This is a genomic window from Collinsella aerofaciens (assembly GCF_001405375.1).
GTDB classification, from domain to species: domain Bacteria; phylum Actinomycetota; class Coriobacteriia; order Coriobacteriales; family Coriobacteriaceae; genus Collinsella; species Collinsella aerofaciens_F.
Genome location: NZ_CYYP01000001.1, coordinates 210,321 through 226,840, shown reverse-complemented (window position 1 = coordinate 226,840; position 16,520 = coordinate 210,321). Strand labels below are relative to the sequence as shown.

The window sequence follows — 16,520 nt, the reverse complement described above, 5'->3', positions numbered from 1 at the left end:
GGCCTCATGCAAAACTCTGCATGAGGCCTCATACGGACGTTTAGTTTTGAAGGGTGTTTTACAGCACCAAAATCCCCAGGTGCTCCAGCAAAATCTTGAGGCCGATGAGGATGAGCACGACGCCGCCCACGATGGTGGCGGGTTTTTCGTAGCGCTCGCCAAAGGTGTGGCCGATCGCTACGCCGGCGACGGAGAAGATAAACGTTGTGACTCCGATAAGCGATACAGCGGGAACGATGTCAACCGAGAGCGCAGCAAATGAGATGCCCACGGCCAGGGCGTCGATTGAGGTGGCGATAGCAAGAATCAGGTACTCACCCAGGTCAATCTTTTCGGCATCCTTGCCGTCGCTCTCGTCCTCATCCTCGTCTTCGGTAAAGGCCTCCCACAGCATTTTGCCGCCGATAAAGGCCAAAAGGATAAAGGCGATCCAATGGTCGATGGGTCCGATGATGCTCATGAATTGACTGCCGAGCGCCCATCCGATTACGGGCATGCCGGCCTGGAAGCCGCCAAAGAACAGGCCGAGCACTACGGCGACCTTAAGGTTGATCTTCTTCATGCCAAGGCCCTTGCAGATGGATACGGCAAAGGCGTCCATCGAAAGGCCGATAGCGAGCAATACGAGCTCTGCGAGTCCCATAGTCTGGCTCCCTTTCTGCGGGCGGGCCCGCGTGTACCTCTTGGGGGAGTAACAAAAAAGACCCGTGGCGTACGCGTTGTGCGCACAGCCACGAGTCTCGTTCATTAAGGCAAGCCAGACCGCATCGGCCAGTATGTTGACTTGCCGCGCCACCGGAGGCGAACCCGGTCACGCGACTACTCCCTCATTTATGCGAATCCCGATGCTACCACATAAGCAGCTCATTTGGATTGGGGCTCTCAGCTGTGTTCGCTCATTCTGTAAGCATCGGATTTTGCGGGCGTCACGGGGGCAAACCGTGAGAAACTTATTGACGTTTATGGAGCGTATACGATGGGAGCGATGCCTTGGATAAGAACGAGCTGCAAAAGCGTATGGAACAGGCCATTCGCCTGACGGCACCTGGCCAGCCGATCCGCACCGCCCTCGACATGATCATTGCCGGTCACCTGGGTGCCCTTATCTGCGTCGGCGACACCGAAAACGTGCTCGCTGCCGGTAACGACGGCTTCCCGCTCAACATTTCGTTTACCTCGAACCGCCTGTTCGAGCTTTCCAAGATGGACGGTGCCATCGTTATCGATGGCGACCTCACCCAGATCCTGCGCGCCAACTTCCACCTCAATCCCGATCCCTCGCTTGCCACGAGTGAGACGGGCATGCGTCACCGTACTGCCGCTCGCATGTCGGTGCTCACCGACGCCATCGTGATCTCGGTTTCGGCTCGTCGCGCCGTCGTTAACGTGTACGTTCACGGCAAGAGCTACGAGATCCAGCCCGTCACCACCATCATGAGCTCGGTCAACCAGCTCGTCGCCACGCTCCAGACTACCCGTCAGTCGCTCGACCGCTCCCTGCTGCGCCTGACGGCCCTCGAGCTCGACGACTACGTCACGCTCGCCGACATTACCGGTATTTTCTCGAGCTTCGAGATCATGCAGCAGGCAAAGACCGAGCTTAAGGATTGCATTGTCAAGCTGGGCAACCAGGGCAAGCTCGTGCAGATGCAGCTCGAGCAGCTCGCGGGCTCCAGCATGGATACCGAATACGACTTGATGATCCGCGACTACGCAAGCGATTCCTCCGAGGCAAACGCCGAGAAGATCCGCGCCGAGCTTGCCCGTATGACGCCTAAGGACCTATCCGACCCGCAGCACGTGGCGGCAGTTCTGGGTTACGACGACCTGGACGAGGACTCCGTCATGACGCCGCTGGGCCTGCGCACGCTTTCGCGCGTGTCCGTCGTGCGCGACGGCGTGGCCGAGAAGATCGTCGACGAGTACGGCTCGCTGCAGGAGCTCATGGACGACATCAGCGAGGATCCGGAGCGCTTGGGCGACTTTGGCGTCAACAACCCTGCCATTCTTGCGGACTCGCTGTACCGCATGAAGGGCACCAAACAGGGGAACGCATAATGGCGCCCGTATGCGCCGTGGTCGTTGCCGGCGGCAGCGGCCAGCGCTTTGGAAATCCCGGCGGCAAGCAGCTCGTTAATGTGGCGGGCCGTCCGCTCATGAGCTGGTCCATCCGCGCGTTCGATCGTAGCGATAAGGTCGGCCATATCGTCGTGGTTTGCCCTGCCGAGCGCCGTGCCGAGATGCGCCGCCTGGCCATCGACCCGTTTGACTATGACACGCCCATCAGCTTTGCCGATGCCGGCGATACCCGTCAGGATTCCACCCGTGCCGGCGTGCATGCGGTTCCGGCGGGTTTCGAATATGTCGCCATCCACGACGGCGCTCGTCCGCTCATTACGACCGAGGCCATCGACCACGCTATCGACGTGCTCGTGAGCGACCGTGCCCTCGACGGTGTCGTGTGCGGTCAGCCCGCGATCGACACGCTCAAGATCGTTGACGGCGATAATATCGTCGAGACGCCGCCGCGTGAGTTCTACTGGGCAGCGCAGACGCCGCAGATCTTTAGCGTCGATGCTATGAAGCGCGCCCACGCTGCAGCCATTGCCGAGGGCTTTATCGGTACCGATGATTCGTCGCTGGTCGAGCGCATGGGTGGGCGCGTCCGCTGCGTCCAGAGCCCACGCGATAACCTTAAGGTGACGGTGCCCGAGGACCTGCGTCCCGTAACCGCGATTCTGCTTGGCCGCATGGCCGAGGGAGAGGACCTTCCCCATGTTCAGTAACCTGCGCATTGGCCATGGCTACGACGTTCACCGTCTGGTGGAGGGGCGTCGATGTATCATCGGCGGTGTCGACATTCCCTACGAGCGCGGCCTGCTGGGCCACTCGGATGCTGATGTGCTCGCGCACGCCTTGGCCGACGCCATTCTGGGCGCCTGCCGCGGGGGAGACATCGGCAAGCTATTCCCCGATACCGACCCTGCCTACGAGGGCGCCGACTCGATGGTGCTGCTTGCCCGCGTAATGGACTATGCGCGTGAGCTGGGCTTTGAGTTTGTCGATGCCGACTGCACCATTGCCTGCCAGCAGCCTAAGATCACCCCGCATCGCGATGCCATGCGCGCCAACCTTGCCCATGCCCTGGGCGTTGACGTCGAAAACGTGGGCGTCGCCGCCACTACGACCGAAAAGCTCGGTTGGGAAGGCCAGGGCGAGGGAATCGGCGCCTGGGCCGTTTGCCTGCTACAGAAAACCGTTAAGGAGTAACGAATGCGTATCTACAACAGCGCTACCCATAAAAAGGAAGAGTTCCAGCCCATCGAGTCCGGCAAGGTCCGCATGTATGTGTGCGGCCCCACGGTCTACGACAACATCCACATCGGCAATGCCCGCACGTTCATCAGCTTTGACGTGATTCGTCGCTGGCTCATCGCGAGCGGCTACGAGGTCACGTTCGCCCAGAACCTCACCGATGTCGATGACAAGATCATCAAGCGCGCCAACGAGCAGGGCCGCACTGCCGCCGAGGTCGCGACGGAGTTCTCCGACAAGTTCATCGGCGTCATGCGCGCCGCCAACGTGCTCGATCCCGATGTGCGCCCCCGCGCCACCAAGGAGATCGGTCCCATGATCGCCATGATCAAGACGCTCATCGAGCAGGGCCACGCTTACGCCGCCGATAACGGCGACGTGTACTTTGCCGTGCGCAGCGATCCCAACTATGGTCAGGTCTCGGGCCGCAACATCGATGACCTTATGGTGGGTGCGCGCATCGAGGAGAACGAGGACAAGAACGACCCGCTCGACTTTGCCCTGTGGAAGGCCGCCAAGCCCGGCGAGCCCAGCTGGCCGAGCCCCTGGGGCGAGGGCCGTCCCGGTTGGCACACCGAGTGCGCCGCCATGGTACACCGCTACCTGGGCACCCCGATTGACATCCACGGCGGCGGCTCCGACCTTGCCTTCCCGCATCACGAGAACGAGTGCGCCCAGGCCACCTGCGCCTGGCACCAGGGCTTCTCCAACACCTGGATGCACACGGGCATGCTGCTGGTTGACGGCGAGAAGATGTCCAAGTCGCTCGGAAACTTCTTTACGCTGGCCGAGGTGCTCGAGCAGCACTCTGCCGCGGCCCTGCGCCTGTTGATGCTGCAGACGAGCTATCGCTCGCCGCTCGACTTCTCCTGGGAGCGCCTGGAGGGTGCCGAGAACTCACTCACGCGTATTGCCGGTACGGTCGAGAACCTTCGTTGGGCTGCGAACCATGCGACGGCCGATGCCGATGCGGGTGCCGCCGAGGCGTTTTCCGCCAAGGCCGCCGAGACCCGCGCCGCCTTTAAGGAGTGCATGGACGACGACTTTAACACCGCCGGTGCCATGGGTGCTGTCTTTGGCTTTGTCACCGAGTGCAATCAGTATCTGGAGCAGGCGGGCGATGCTGCCGACAAGGCCGCAGCCCTGGCTGCCGCCGATACGCTGGCCGAGCTGCTCGATACGTTTGGCGTTGAGCTTCCCGAGCCCAAGGTCGAGTTGCCGCTGGGCCTGCTGGGCGTTGCCGCCGGTTTGGTTGCCTACACGGGCGACGACGTGGACGAGGCCGCTGCCAAGATTCTCGAGGCTCGTGCCGAGGCTCGTGCCGCCAAGAACTGGGATCTGGCAGATGCCATCCGTGATCAGCTCAAGGACCTGGGCCTGACGATTGAAGATACCGCCGCCGGCACTCGTATCAAATCTCTCTAATCCCCGCGGGTTTCCCAAGCACCCGACCTTGCCGTTCAAACCGTCGCTCGCGTACTCAAGTACGCGTCGCTCCTCTTTCACGGCAATCTCGGGCACTTGGAAAACCCGTACCGACCGCCCGAATTAATATTCATGGGCGGTCGTTTATTTTGTTTCGTTTGATAGTTGTATTTAGGAGGTCACTTTATGGCCGACAATCGCAAGCGTGCGCCTCGTGGCGGCAAGCAGGCTGCTTCTGGCTCGCGTCCGATTCGCCGCAATGACCGCGCTGCCGCTCCCAAGGGCCAGCGCGATCGCACCCAGGCCGCACGTCCGCAGCGCGATCGCAACCGCGACGCTGTCCAGGCTCCCAAGGGCGAGTTTATCGAAGGTCGTCGTGCAGCCGCCGAGGCGCTGCGCACTGGTTTTCCCATCAAGTGCGCGCTCATTGCCGAGGGCGGGGAGCGCGATGCCGCCTTGTCGCGCCTGGTCGACGACCTCAACGCCGTGGGTGTCCGCATTAAGTATGTGCCGCGCGCGCAGCTCGACGCACTGTCGAGCCACGGCGCTCACCAGGGCATCGCGCTCGAGGTTGGCAACTTCCCCTATGCCGATGTCGCCGATATTCTCGACCGCGCAGGCGAGGGCCCGGCACTTGTCGTGGTGCTCGACCACGTGACTGACGACGGCAACTTTGGCGCCATCGTGCGCTCCGCCGAGGTTGTGGGCGCGGCGGGCGTCGTCATTGCCAATAAGCGTGCCGCCGGCGTGACCGTGGGCAGCTATAAGACCTCAGCCGGTGCCGTCATGCATCTGCCTATCGCGCAGGTTCCCAATATCGCCCGTGCGCTCGACGATTTTAAGGCCGCTGGTTTTTGGGTGGGCGGTGCTTCCGAGCACGCCGAAGGCAGTTGCTGGGATGCTCCTTTCGAGGGCCGCGTGGCGCTCGTCATGGGCTCCGAGGGCGACGGCATCTCGCGTCTGGTGCTCGAGAAATGCGACTTTTTGACCAAGCTTCCCCAGCGCGGTATGACCGAGAGCCTCAATGTTGCCCAGGCGACCACGGCGCTGTGCTTTGAGTGGCTGCGCCGCAACGCCGGCGAGCTGATGGGGGAGGAGTAGCGCATGTCCAAAAAGAACCGTGCCAAGTCCAAGGCCAAGCGCTTTGGCGAGGGCTCGGCCAAGCCGATTGTTTCGGCCGCGACCTATGGCGTGGGCGGCAATGCGTTTGCGCAGGCTATCGCCGACCCAGTCTCGACGGTGCACTCCAACAAGCCCGAGCTGCTGGTGGTCGACGGTTACAACGTGATTCACTGCACGCCGCGCTACGAAAAGCTCGTCTACGACCATTCCGACGATCCGTATTCCAGCGACGTCCACGATATGGCGCGAACTGCACTCATCAACGACGTCGCCGCGTTTGCCCAGGGCCGCTACGAGGCCGTGATCGTGTTTGACGGCGCGGGCAACATCTCCAGCGAGCGCCCCAACCTGCCGGCCCGCGGCGTGCGCATCGAGTTTTCGCCGACGGGCGTCTCTGCCGATACCGTGGTACAGAAGCTCTGCATCGAGGCACGCGAGGAAGGTCGCGCGTGCTCCGTGGTATCGAGCGACGGCACGATCCAGGCCGTCGTCATGGGCAAGGGCGTTACGCGCATCTCGAGCCGTATGCTGGTGGACGAGATCAAACAGATCGATAACGACGTTCACGAGGCCGAAGAGGCCCCGCAGATCAAGATGACTCTGGGCAGTCGCCTGAGCCCCGAGGCGCTGGCAAAGCTCAAGGCCCTCCGCGGGAGGTAGGGGAGTTGGCGGGGCGATGCTGTCTCGCTAACTCCATTCAGCGATGTCGATCATTCTTTTGAGGCGCCACGTTAGCGCCTCTTTTAGATAAGGCAGTCTCGCTGTTAGAGCATCGTTTTTAGACAGAATCTCGATTGCCTCGTCAACGAAGCCTTCGAGTTTGTCGCCGTCAAACCAGCCCATGTCCTCGACGAGCAACATCTGTTTGGCGGGGCTTGAATGAAATTGTGCGCTGGTAAAACTGTGCTCTCCTGCCCGAAGCTCCTCAAGAGAAATGTTGCACCAGAGCGATGAGCCCGAATCGAAGATGGGGGCAGGTCTGCAGGCTAGCGTGTTTACGTTTCGCACAAGGCCAAAGTTACGCCAATGACGATCGTAGTTGGCGATGATGCCGTCGCACACGATCATGCGGTCAAGGGCATCCTTGACGCCTGTCACCCCGAGCTCCTCGCAGTTTGCTACGTATCGCTCGTAGTCGGTTAGCCGTTCACCTGCGTTCGCGTACTGGTTTACATAGAACGCAGGGACATACTCTTCTTCATCAGTTAAGAAGACATCGCATATGCTCAGGGCGGAAGTGCCCGTGCCCTCGAGCGAGTAAGGCACATAATCGCAGGTGTTTAGGATGCGACGGTGGAGCGTGGTCGCCACCAGCTCGTTATAAGGTTCCTGGTTCAGGTGCGCTCCTGCCTTATGCAGAATTCGACGCCCGCCCTCGCATGTCCAGTACTTTTGAAGATTGCCGTCCGAGGTGTTGTCGGGCTTTGCGGCAGCCACTTTTCCCTCTGGGGCGAAGGGTGCAATGGTTAGCGAGACGTCATCAAAGGCATTATTGAAGAAATTGATATCTTCCCACGCGAGGCCGGAGTCTTGGGGCCTAATCCAATACTGGTCGGATAAGGAGAGGCCAAGATTTCGCTGTACGAGTTCATCGGGAACATCGACTGCGGCTTTTGCAAGCAGGGAGGCAAGCCCAATGCGTGCGAGCGGGATACCGCGGCCGCGCCACCAGATGCGGAAGGAGTCGAGCGATATGGGGCTATTAGGGCCAAATACTCCAATAGGGGCGTGGGCGTAATCGATGTCGGCACCGATGTGGGTAAAGTCTTTTTGCGATGTGCTGTAGACCAGCTGAGCGACCTCGTGCGTGCGATTCATGAGGGTGAACGCGATCTCGCTCTTACCGTGGCCGCGGCGGGGACGTCCCCCCGTTTTGGTCACGGAGCGGAGTCGCGTGTCGACGCTGTCTTTGTCGATGAGCCATACACCAGAAGCCTTGCGGGCATCAAGTGCTCCGTTTTTTATGAGCTCCTGCACCCTGCGCGGAGTGATGCCGAGCAGCTCGGCGGCTTCCTTGGTAGTAAGCATCACGAAACCCTTCGTCAAAACGAATAGTTTTATATATAGCAATTGTAATTAAAACTATTCGTTCTGACGAATAGTTTTGAGATTGAGGGCGAACCGACAGAAATGAACGGGCCTGGTACCTGTTGTTGCTGGTTTTTGCATATTTATATAACGCCGTGTGGCCTGTTGCGCCCCGTCCGTAATTCCTTTATTCTTAACAGGCTTCGCGCGAAAGCGCCAAGTGTGCCAGTGTGGCGCAACGGTAGCGCAACTGATTTGTAATCAGTGGGTTGCAGGTTCGATTCCTGTCACTGGCTCCATGAGAGTTTCGGGCTCTGTTCCTTGTGGGACAGGGCCCGTTTCTATTTGGGTGGTGCGCCATCGGGTTAGCGCCCATCCCGTTTTTGGTTTGTCTCGTCCTCCAGTTTGTCTAAATCTGTAACACCAAGACCGATATTTGGCATCTAACTGTTACAGATTGAGATGAAACTTAGGGTGTTTTAGGAATATCTTGATCTGTAACATGTAGAAGCGGAATAGGCCTCTTGCTGTTACAGATCGAGACAAGGGCGGGTGCGGACCTGGATGTACTGCTCGAGCGTGGATTTCTGGACACGCGAGAGAAGAAAATCTTCCGACCGGAGAACGAGCGTGGATAATTAACTTGGATAGGGAGCTAAGGTAAACACCGATTGTCTATCGAAGGCTTTAGAAACAACGACCCCGATTTCATTGTGGAATCGGGGTCGTTTGTGCCTGAGGAATCCGAATGGATTAATCGAGCTCCTAAGGGACTTCTTGGGTTCTTGCTAATGGTCTGCCGAGGATGTCCCCAATGCAAGCAGCGGGCATCTACTCAATATAGTTGGGATTCTTCTTGATGATCACGCGTGCAGCGATGAACGAGACGACGATGGCGATGACGGCGACAACGCACGCCAGTACGAAGTTGCCCATGGATCCATCGGGAGCGATAAAGATCAGCGCAGAAAGAAGACCGGGGCATGCTCCCGCAACATACTCCTTCAGGACGAAGATACCTGCAGGGAGTCCCGCGCAGAGGGCGCCGATTGCCGTGCCGACAAGCAGGCGGGGACGCTCGATGAGGCAGCCGTAAAACGCGGGCTCGGTTACGCCACAGAGTGCGGTGACGGCAACCGTGGTGACCATACCTCTCTTCTCCTTGTTGCCTTCCATTGCAGTTGCCAAGGCGAGACTCGTGCCGCCAATGCAGAGGTTTGAGATGAAGCCAAAGATGATGGGCGCCCAGCCGAGCTGCGCCAAGCTCGTAACTTCGATCGCGATGTAGGCCTTATCAAGACCGAGCATGACAAAATAGGGGTTAAGGGCTGCAAGGATTGGAGTAGCGATAAATGCCACGTTATCCATGAGCCACGTGGCGGCATCACTCAGCGCGTAGCCCATCATGCTGCCGGCGGGGCCGAGGATAATCAGCTCAACAGGCACGACGATGAACATGGTGAGCAGCGGCTTCAAGAACAGTTTGGTAATGTCGGGGATGATTTTCTGAAGACCGCGATCAACAAAGTACATGAACACAACGCCCAGTACGATTGGCACCACCGTGCTCGAGTAGTCATTCGTCGGGATGGGGATGCCAAGAAAGTCGAGGCCCTCAGCACCGCTAATAGACGAGCTAATCATGATTGCGCCCAGCAGTGCGCCCATGATAGGCTGCATCTTCATGACGGTGGCGAGCTGATAGCCGAGGTAAACGGGCAGGAAGCTAAATGAGGCGCTGAAGATCGCCAGCAGAACCTGGGCGGTTCCGCTATCGGTGCTCAATCCACAATAATTGACCAGGAGATTCTTGATCGAAAGAATGAGTCCGCCAACGATGAGCGCCGGGACGATGGGCATGAATACCTGTGCAGAGACGTTCCCGAATTTCTCAATCAAGCCCATGGCGGTGTTACCGCTTTTAATGCCTTCTGCAAGGTCTTTGGCGGTTTGGGCATCGTCGGCAACCGTGCCACCGCCGACTTCGATTCCAGCGAAGTCGAGGAAGTCGTTGTAAGCCTCGGTGACGTTGGGGCCGATGATCACCTGAAGCTGGCCACCGCTGACTACTGCCCCGAGCGCCTGGTCGGCCGATTTGGCGAGCTGGAGATCGATGATCGAGGTGTCTCGTGCGTCGATGCGAAGGCGCGTCGCACAATGAGTTACCGATGTAATGTTCTCTTTGCCGCCAACAGCCTTTAGGACTGTTTCGGACATTGCCTGATATTTCATCTCTTTCTCCTAACCTTCCTGCTCCTGATACTTCGAGATAAGGTCTCGGTACCAATACCAGCTCTTTTTGGGGGTGCGCTCCAGATTGTTCTCGAAGTCGATATGGACAAGTCCGTATCGTTTTTCGTAGCCGTTGATCCAGCTATACAGATCCATCGTCGACCAGAGGTAGTAGCCCTCAACGCGCGCGCCGTCGCGCTTAGCCCTCATCATGTGCTCGATGAACTGGCCCAGAAGCTCGATGCGGTCATCATCGTGGATCATTCCGTCTGCGTCTGGTTGCTCATAGGCGCCATGTCCGTTTTCCGTAATAAAGATGCGGGGCGCGTCATAGCGCTCGTGGACATCCATGATGGTTGAATACATGCAACTTGGGAGTATTTCGCGGCCCCATTTATTGCGGGGAACATTGCTGTCGCGGGCGCTTTCAAACAAGGGCGCAATGCATTTTCCTTCGACCTTTTTGCTCGAACCGCCCTTATTGTTCGCCGAAACGGCAAGCTCTCCACCGTGCCAGTCGGTTACATACTCTCGGCAATACACGTTGAGTCCAATAAAATCGACTTTACCGTCTCTGAATTCTTCTACGTCATTTGGGGATCGATAGAGCGTGACGCCAAGTTTTTCAAGGATTTCGTCCATTTCTGGCGGCAGTTGACCCTGAAGTGCTGGTGCCAGAATCATGCGATTGGCGAAAAAGTCTGCGTATCGAAATACGTCATCGGGGTGCTCGGTTGCCGGGTCGAGTTCGACAACGCCGCCATCGTGGACGGCACCGATGATGCCGTCGTAGCCCATTTGACGATATGCTCGGACTGCGAGTGCGCTTGCGCGCATCAGGTTGTACTGAAACTGCATGTACGACTGAACGTCGAGCGATCGATTGGGGGGATAGTTGCCCAACATGTTTACGCAGTAGCTGTAGAAATGCGGCTCGTTAACGGTAGCCCAGATTTTGACGCGGTCTCCAAAGCGCTCAAAGCAAATCTTGGCGTATTTGCAGAACCACTCTGCCATGTCGTTGTTCAGCCATCCGCCTTTGCAAGCAAGCGTGAATGGCAGATCGTAATGGAACAGCGTAACGTTGGGCTCTATGCCATTTTCGAGGCAGCAATCAATGACCCGATTATAAAAATCGATACCCTTTTCATTCACTTCGCCGATACCCGTGGGGATGATTCGACTCCATGAAAGAGAGAAACGATAGGTGTTTTGTCCGCCTTCTTTCATCATGCGGATATCTTCTTCATAGCGATGGTAGAAGTCGCAAGATACATCACCGTCAACATGGTTGATGTTCTTATTGCTTGTGTGGTTAAAGAAATCCCACTCGCCAAGGCCTTTGCCGTCTTCGTTCCAGGCACCCTCGCACTGATAAGACGCCGTGGCGGAACCCCAGAGAAACGGGATGTTGTTCACGTTGCCCATGAATCCCCTTTCCATCATTCAACACGGTGGATACGTGTGGCGGAATTACGATTAAGATGACGTCAACTGATTTGAATCATAAGAGAACGACCAAAGCTGTTTGATTCAATAAATGAACTATGATTTCGAGGAGAGCGGAAAGAGAGATCACGTGAATATCAATGACTTCGATGTGCTCAATCGCATTAGCTCCATCATCAACAGCGAGTTTGGGTCAAACGATGCCGCCATCGCTCGATATCTCATCGCTCACATTAGGCGTTCGAGCGAAATCAATGTTGCCGCAATAACCCGCGATGCATTCGTGACCCGTTCCGCTGTTCGTCGTTTCTGCAATCGATTGGGCTACCAGTCTCTTAGCGATTTGAAAGAATCATTTACTCAGTCAGTCTTTCCAAGCGACTTAAGCCATCGAGAGGAGGAATTTGGCTACGAGGAGTACAGGGCAGAGCTCGACGTTCGCATGATCGAGATGTTCGCTGAGGTTGAAAGCGGCGTGTCCGATATCGCTATTAAGCATCTTGTCGACGAAATTGATGGACATAAAAACGTTGAAATCTGGTGCACCAATAATGTGAGCGCCAATCTCGTACGATTTCAGCAGGAAATGTTTTATGCGGGCAAGATAGTTCGCATAGTTGCTGGGGCTAACGTCGCGGAATTGAAAAACATGGGAGACGCTTCGCAGTCATTGATAATTCTCGTATCGGTCTCCGGGCTATTTGCGTCACAGGCGCGTGAGTATCTTGATTGCCGTTCGGGCAGGAAGATTCTAATTACTGCGTTTAGCAACGATGACAAATCGAGGTCTTTTGACCGTGTATATCGTCTTGGTAATGCGGGAAACGGAATTGACCGACTCGGCGTTTATTCGAAATACGCCATGACTTATTTTTTCGACTTGCTATCGTCGTGTTACTTGAGTCGCTACCCCTGCACCAAGGGGGAGCCGCTCTATGGGTCTACTTTGGCCTGGCCCGAGTAGTTGCGGCTTTACAGTTCTCTCGCCTGGAGAATGAACGTGGATAATCTGCCACTTTGGACTTGATGGCACGGCAAAGTGAGAGAATATCCACGCTCGATTTTGCTGGGAAGAGCAATCTTCTGTCTGGGAAGCCCGATCTCGACCTATATATAGGTGCAAATAGGCTGTTATCGAAGTTCGATACTGAAGGTGTACTCCACTACAGCAAAGTGTTACCTTGGGAAACGTCACCTCAGTATCCAAAACCACCGTCCCTCATATCCCAACTCAACAAAACAGCAGGTCAAAGGTATATAGATACGCCCGGAACCGTGTATCTAGAGGTTTTCGTTGACAGCCCCCAAGGTTGCATCGTATTATCTTTTTCGTTCGCGGGGGCGGCGGTCCAAAAGACCAAAGAACCTGCGGATACTTGAACGATTGGGAGTTTGCCCGAGTGGTTAATGGGGACGGGCTGTAAACCCGTTGGCTCTGCCTACATAGGTTCGAATCCTATAGCTCCCACCCGTCAAGTGCCTGTATAGCTCAGTCGGTAGAGCACTTCGTTGGTAACGAAGAGGTCACCAGTTCAAGTCTGGTTGCAGGCTCCATCCGGCGGTGTAGCTCAGTTGGTTAGAGCACACGGTTCATACCCGTGGCGTCACTGGTTCGAATCCAGTCACCGCTACCATAGGTAACACGGTGGCTTCTCAATAGTATGTTGAGAGGCCACTATGGTATAAAGGCAAAGTCCCGTCCGGGGACGACCTGTTAAGAGGAGGGCTTTATGGCCAAAGAGAAGTTTGAGCGCACTAAGCCGCATGTTAACATCGGCACCATTGGTCACGTCGACCACGGCAAGACCACGCTGACCGCCGCCATCACCAAGGTTCTCTCCGAGACCGAGGGCTGCAAGGCTGACTTCACTGCGTTCGAGAACATCGACAAGGCTCCCGAGGAGCGCGAGCGCGGCATTACGATCTCCGTCTCCCACGTCGAGTACGAGACCGCTGCCCGTCACTACGCTCACGTTGACTGCCCGGGCCACGCTGACTACGTCAAGAACATGATCTCCGGTGCTGCTCAGATGGACGGCGCTATCCTGGTCATCGCCGCTACCGACGGCCCCATGGCTCAGACCCGCGAGCACATCCTGCTCGCCCGTCAGGTCGGCGTTCCCTACATCGTCGTCTTCCTGAACAAGTGCGACATGGTCGACGATGACGAGCTCATCGACCTCGTCGAGATGGAGACCCGTGAGCTCCTCTCCGAGTACGATTTCCCCGGCGACGACATCCCCGTCATCCGTGGTTCCGCTCTGGGCGCTCTCGAGGGCGACGCCAAGTGGATGGACGCCATTCGCGAGCTCATGAAGGCCGTCGACGAGTACATCCCGACGCCTGCTCGTAACAACGACCTCCCGTTCCTGATGGCCGTTGAGGACGTTATGACCATCTCCGGCCGTGGTACCGTTGCTACCGGCCGTGTCGAGCGCGGTGAGCTCAAGCTCAACGAGCCCGTCGAGATCGTCGGCATCAAGGATACCCAGAACACCGTCGTTACCGGTATCGAGATGTTCCGTAAGTCCATGGACTTCTGCGAGGCTGGCGACAACGTCGGTCTGCTGCTCCGCGGCATCAAGCGCGAGGACATCGAGCGCGGCCAGGTTCTCTGCAAGCCCGGTTCGGTTACCCCGCACACCAAGTTCACCGGCGAGATCTACGTTCTGACCAAGGAGGAGGGCGGCCGTCACACCCCGTTCTTCGATGGTTATCGTCCTCAGTTCTACTTCCGTACCACCGACGTTACCGGTACGGTCAAGCTCCCCGAGGGCACCGAGATGGCTATGCCTGGTGACCACATCACCATCGAGGGCGACCTCATCCACCCGATCGCCATGGAGGAGGGCCTGCGCTTCGCTATCCGCGAGGGTGGCCACACCGTCGGTTCGGGCATCGTCTCCACGATCATTGAGTAAATTAGCTCTTTGATATAGCTGACTTAGAGAACCCGGCACTTATATGGGTGCCGGGTTCTTTTCTGCAATGGATATTGAGCCGTTGCTGGTGTCGAGAGGATCGATAATGGTCCTGGATGCACCGTCGATTAGATCTCGATGGCTTCATTGATGTGTTCCAAATATGAATGGATCCACCGAGAACCAATTGACTCGAGGTTTTCATTGACAGCACTTACGTGGAGCTGATAAAGTAACAACTCGTGCCCGTACGGGGCGGAAATGAAAGGTTCAGGATACATGCGTACTCTAGTTACTCTTGCGTGCACTGAGTGCAAGCGCCGCAACTATACGACCACCAAGAACAAGTCGACCATGCCTGATCGTATGGAGATCAAGAAGTATTGCCCCTGGTGCCGTCACCACACGCTGCACAAAGAGACTCGCTAGTCTCTAGTCACATACGCCAGTAGTTCAATTGGTAGAGCATCGGTCTCCAAAACCGAGTGTTGAGGGTTCGAGTCCTTCCTGGCGTGCCAGTCATTATTCCGTAAGCTCCCACTTGGGGGCTTACGGTTTACTCATGTATAAGCGCATTGCGCGGAGGTAACCCAAATGGCCAACAAGAAGAACAAGAAGAAGGCTCAGCAGCCGGCACCTGCCAACAAAGCTGCCGCCAACTCCAAGGTTGAGGCCAAGAAGGCCGTTGCCAAGAAGAACGAGAAGGCTGCGAAGTCCAAGAAGAACGAGAAGCCTGGTTTCTTCGCCCGCACCAAGAAGTATTTCGCTTCGGTCAAGTCCGAGATGAAGCGTGTCACGTGGCCCGATAAGAAGGAGCTCGTGAACTACTCGGTCGTCGTTTGCGCTTCTCTGGTCGTCGTCGGCGTCGTCATCGCTCTGCTCGATGCTGGCTTTGGCGAGGCTCTTGCTCTGTTCTCTGGATTGAGGGGCTAAACCATGTCTAAGCGTTGGTACGTCGTTCACACTTACTCCGGATACGAGAACCGCGTAAAGTCCGATCTCGAGCATCGTATCGAGACCATGGGCATGCAGGACCGTATCTTTGATATCGAGATTCCTATGGAGCGCGTCACCGAGATTAAAGAGGGTGGCAAGCGCGAGACCAAGGATTCCAAGATTTTCCCGGGTTATGTCCTGGTCCGCATGGAGATGGATGACGATGCTTGGACGTGTGTTCGCAACACGCCCGGCGTCACCGGTTTCCTAGGCGGCAACGGCAAGCCCGCTCCGCTTTCCCGCGACGAGTACAACAAGATGACTCGTCGTCCCGGTAAGGGCGATTCGCCCAAGCGCACCTCGGTTGATATTCAGGTCGGCACGTCCGTCCGCGTCACCGATGGCCCGCTTACCGACTTTGATGGCAAGGTCTCCGAGGTTAACACCGAGGCTGGCAAGCTCAAGGTCACGCTGATGATCTTTGGCCGCGAGACGCCGGTCGAGCTCGACTTTAACCAGGTCGCTGTCATCGCTTAAGTTTTCGTCCGTTCGCGCGAGCGTGCTTCTTCTGTGACTGCTCATCTCAGGAGTGCTTCTAACACGTGCGTGCTTACGATATAGCAAGTACTTCACACTCGTGATTCGAAAGGAATGACCATGGCTGAGAAGAAGGTTGCCAACGTCATTAAGCTCCAGATTCCTGCTGGTGCAGCAAACCCCGCTCCTCCCGTCGGCCCCGCCCTGGGCGCTGCTGGCGTGAACATCATGCAGTTCTGCCAGGCCTTTAACGCCGAGACGCAGGACAAGAAGGGCGACATCATCCCCGTTGAGATCACTGTCTACGAGGATAAGTCCTTCTCCTTCATCACCAAGACCCCGCCGGCGGCTCACCTCATCAAGAAGGAGCTGAACCTCAAGTCTGGTTCCGCTAAGCCCCAGGCCGACAAGGTTGGTCAGCTCTCCCAGGAGCAGCTCACCAAGATCGCCGAGATCAAGATGCCGGACCTCAATGCCAACGACATTGACGCCGCCAAGAAGATCATCGCCGGTACCGCCCGTTCCATGGGCGTCACCATCGCTGAGTAGCGATTT

At 57.0% G+C, this 16,520-nt stretch carries 16 protein-coding genes and 5 tRNA genes; 17 read left to right on the top strand and 4 right to left on the bottom strand.

Annotated elements, in window-relative coordinates:
• Positions 1-58 precede the first annotated feature (58 nt).
• Positions 59-643, bottom strand: a complete 585-nt coding sequence (locus tag ARB25_RS01080) for a manganese efflux pump MntP (RefSeq protein ID WP_055250325.1) — start codon at positions 641-643, stop codon at positions 59-61.
• 374 nt (positions 644-1,017) lie between these two features.
• Between ARB25_RS01080 and disA the strand changes: the two genes are divergently transcribed.
• The 6 genes from disA to ARB25_RS01050 all read left to right on the top strand — a co-directional run bounded on the left by disA (position 1,018) and on the right by ARB25_RS01050 (position 6,522).
• Positions 1,018-2,058, top strand: coding sequence for a DNA integrity scanning diadenylate cyclase DisA (gene disA, locus ARB25_RS01075; protein ID WP_006234973.1), 1,041 nt, complete (start codon positions 1,018-1,020; stop codon positions 2,056-2,058).
• The gene (gene ispD / locus ARB25_RS01070) at positions 2,058-2,786 is read left to right on the top strand and encodes a 2-C-methyl-D-erythritol 4-phosphate cytidylyltransferase (RefSeq protein WP_055285224.1); all 729 of its coding nucleotides are present in this window, start codon (positions 2,058-2,060) and stop codon (positions 2,784-2,786) included. The genes disA and ispD overlap by 1 nt, the downstream gene beginning before the upstream one ends.
• Positions 2,776-3,270: a 2-C-methyl-D-erythritol 2,4-cyclodiphosphate synthase gene (gene ispF / locus ARB25_RS01065; protein ID WP_006234975.1), complete on the top strand. Its 495-nt coding sequence runs from the start codon at positions 2,776-2,778 to the stop codon at positions 3,268-3,270. The genes ispD and ispF overlap by 11 nt, the downstream gene beginning before the upstream one ends.
• A gap of 3 nt (positions 3,271-3,273) precedes the next feature.
• A complete protein-coding gene (gene cysS / locus ARB25_RS01060; protein ID WP_055250324.1) occupies positions 3,274-4,740 on the top strand; it encodes a cysteine--tRNA ligase in 1,467 nt (488 codons plus the stop codon).
• A 186-nt stretch (positions 4,741-4,926) separates the two neighbouring features.
• Positions 4,927-5,841, top strand: coding sequence for a 23S rRNA (guanosine(2251)-2'-O)-methyltransferase RlmB (gene rlmB / locus ARB25_RS01055; protein WP_055250322.1), 915 nt, complete (start codon positions 4,927-4,929; stop codon positions 5,839-5,841).
• Positions 5,842-5,844: 3 nt separating this feature from the next.
• Complete coding sequence (locus ARB25_RS01050; RefSeq protein ID WP_055285223.1) at positions 5,845-6,522, top strand: NYN domain-containing protein; 678 nt, start codon at positions 5,845-5,847, stop codon at positions 6,520-6,522.
• A 27-nt stretch (positions 6,523-6,549) separates the two neighbouring features.
• Here the strand turns inward: ARB25_RS01050 and ARB25_RS01045 are convergent, their stop codons facing one another.
• A complete protein-coding gene (locus ARB25_RS01045) occupies positions 6,550-7,890 on the bottom strand; it encodes a DNA-binding protein (RefSeq protein ID WP_055285222.1) in 1,341 nt (446 codons plus the stop codon).
• 224 nt (positions 7,891-8,114) lie between these two features.
• On the opposite strand from ARB25_RS01045, the gene ARB25_RS01040 reads away from it, so the two are divergent.
• Positions 8,115-8,189 (top strand) — tRNA-Thr (locus ARB25_RS01040).
• A 532-nt stretch (positions 8,190-8,721) separates the two neighbouring features.
• On the opposite strand, the gene ARB25_RS01035 is transcribed toward ARB25_RS01040, so the two are convergent.
• A complete protein-coding gene (locus ARB25_RS01035; RefSeq protein WP_055285221.1) occupies positions 8,722-10,122 on the bottom strand; it encodes a PTS transporter subunit EIIC in 1,401 nt (466 codons plus the stop codon).
• 9 nt (positions 10,123-10,131) lie between these two features.
• A complete protein-coding gene (locus ARB25_RS01030; protein ID WP_055285220.1) occupies positions 10,132-11,550 on the bottom strand; it encodes a glycoside hydrolase family 1 protein in 1,419 nt (472 codons plus the stop codon).
• A 151-nt stretch (positions 11,551-11,701) separates the two neighbouring features.
• Here ARB25_RS01030 and ARB25_RS01025 point away from each other — a divergent pair, with 151 nt between their 5' ends.
• From ARB25_RS01025 to rplK, 10 genes are all read left to right on the top strand, one after another.
• On the top strand, positions 11,702-12,535 hold the full coding sequence (locus ARB25_RS01025) for a MurR/RpiR family transcriptional regulator (protein ID WP_070100711.1): 834 nt from the start codon (positions 11,702-11,704) through the stop codon (positions 12,533-12,535).
• 422 nt (positions 12,536-12,957) lie between these two features.
• Positions 12,958-13,039, top strand: a tRNA-Tyr gene (locus ARB25_RS01020).
• Positions 13,040-13,049: 10 nt separating this feature from the next.
• Positions 13,050-13,125, top strand: a tRNA-Thr gene (locus tag ARB25_RS01015).
• A 3-nt stretch (positions 13,126-13,128) separates the two neighbouring features.
• Positions 13,129-13,205 (top strand) — tRNA-Met (locus tag ARB25_RS01010).
• A 96-nt stretch (positions 13,206-13,301) separates the two neighbouring features.
• Complete coding sequence (tuf, locus tag ARB25_RS01005) at positions 13,302-14,492, top strand: elongation factor Tu (RefSeq protein WP_035137538.1); 1,191 nt, start codon at positions 13,302-13,304, stop codon at positions 14,490-14,492.
• A 279-nt stretch (positions 14,493-14,771) separates the two neighbouring features.
• Entirely contained in the window at positions 14,772-14,921 is a 150-nt protein-coding gene (gene rpmG, locus ARB25_RS09700) for a 50S ribosomal protein L33 (protein ID WP_022093895.1), read from the top strand.
• Positions 14,922-14,934: 13 nt separating this feature from the next.
• Positions 14,935-15,010: transfer RNA gene (locus ARB25_RS01000), tRNA-Trp, on the top strand.
• Between the two features lie 76 nt (positions 15,011-15,086).
• Positions 15,087-15,425: a preprotein translocase subunit SecE gene (secE, locus tag ARB25_RS00995; RefSeq protein WP_055285218.1), complete on the top strand. Its 339-nt coding sequence runs from the start codon at positions 15,087-15,089 to the stop codon at positions 15,423-15,425.
• 3 nt (positions 15,426-15,428) lie between these two features.
• Complete coding sequence (gene nusG / locus ARB25_RS00990; protein WP_006234984.1) at positions 15,429-15,965, top strand: transcription termination/antitermination protein NusG; 537 nt, start codon at positions 15,429-15,431, stop codon at positions 15,963-15,965.
• 120 nt (positions 15,966-16,085) lie between these two features.
• Positions 16,086-16,514, top strand: coding sequence for a 50S ribosomal protein L11 (gene rplK / locus ARB25_RS00985; RefSeq protein ID WP_055285217.1), 429 nt, complete (start codon positions 16,086-16,088; stop codon positions 16,512-16,514).
• Positions 16,515-16,520 lie beyond the last annotated feature (6 nt).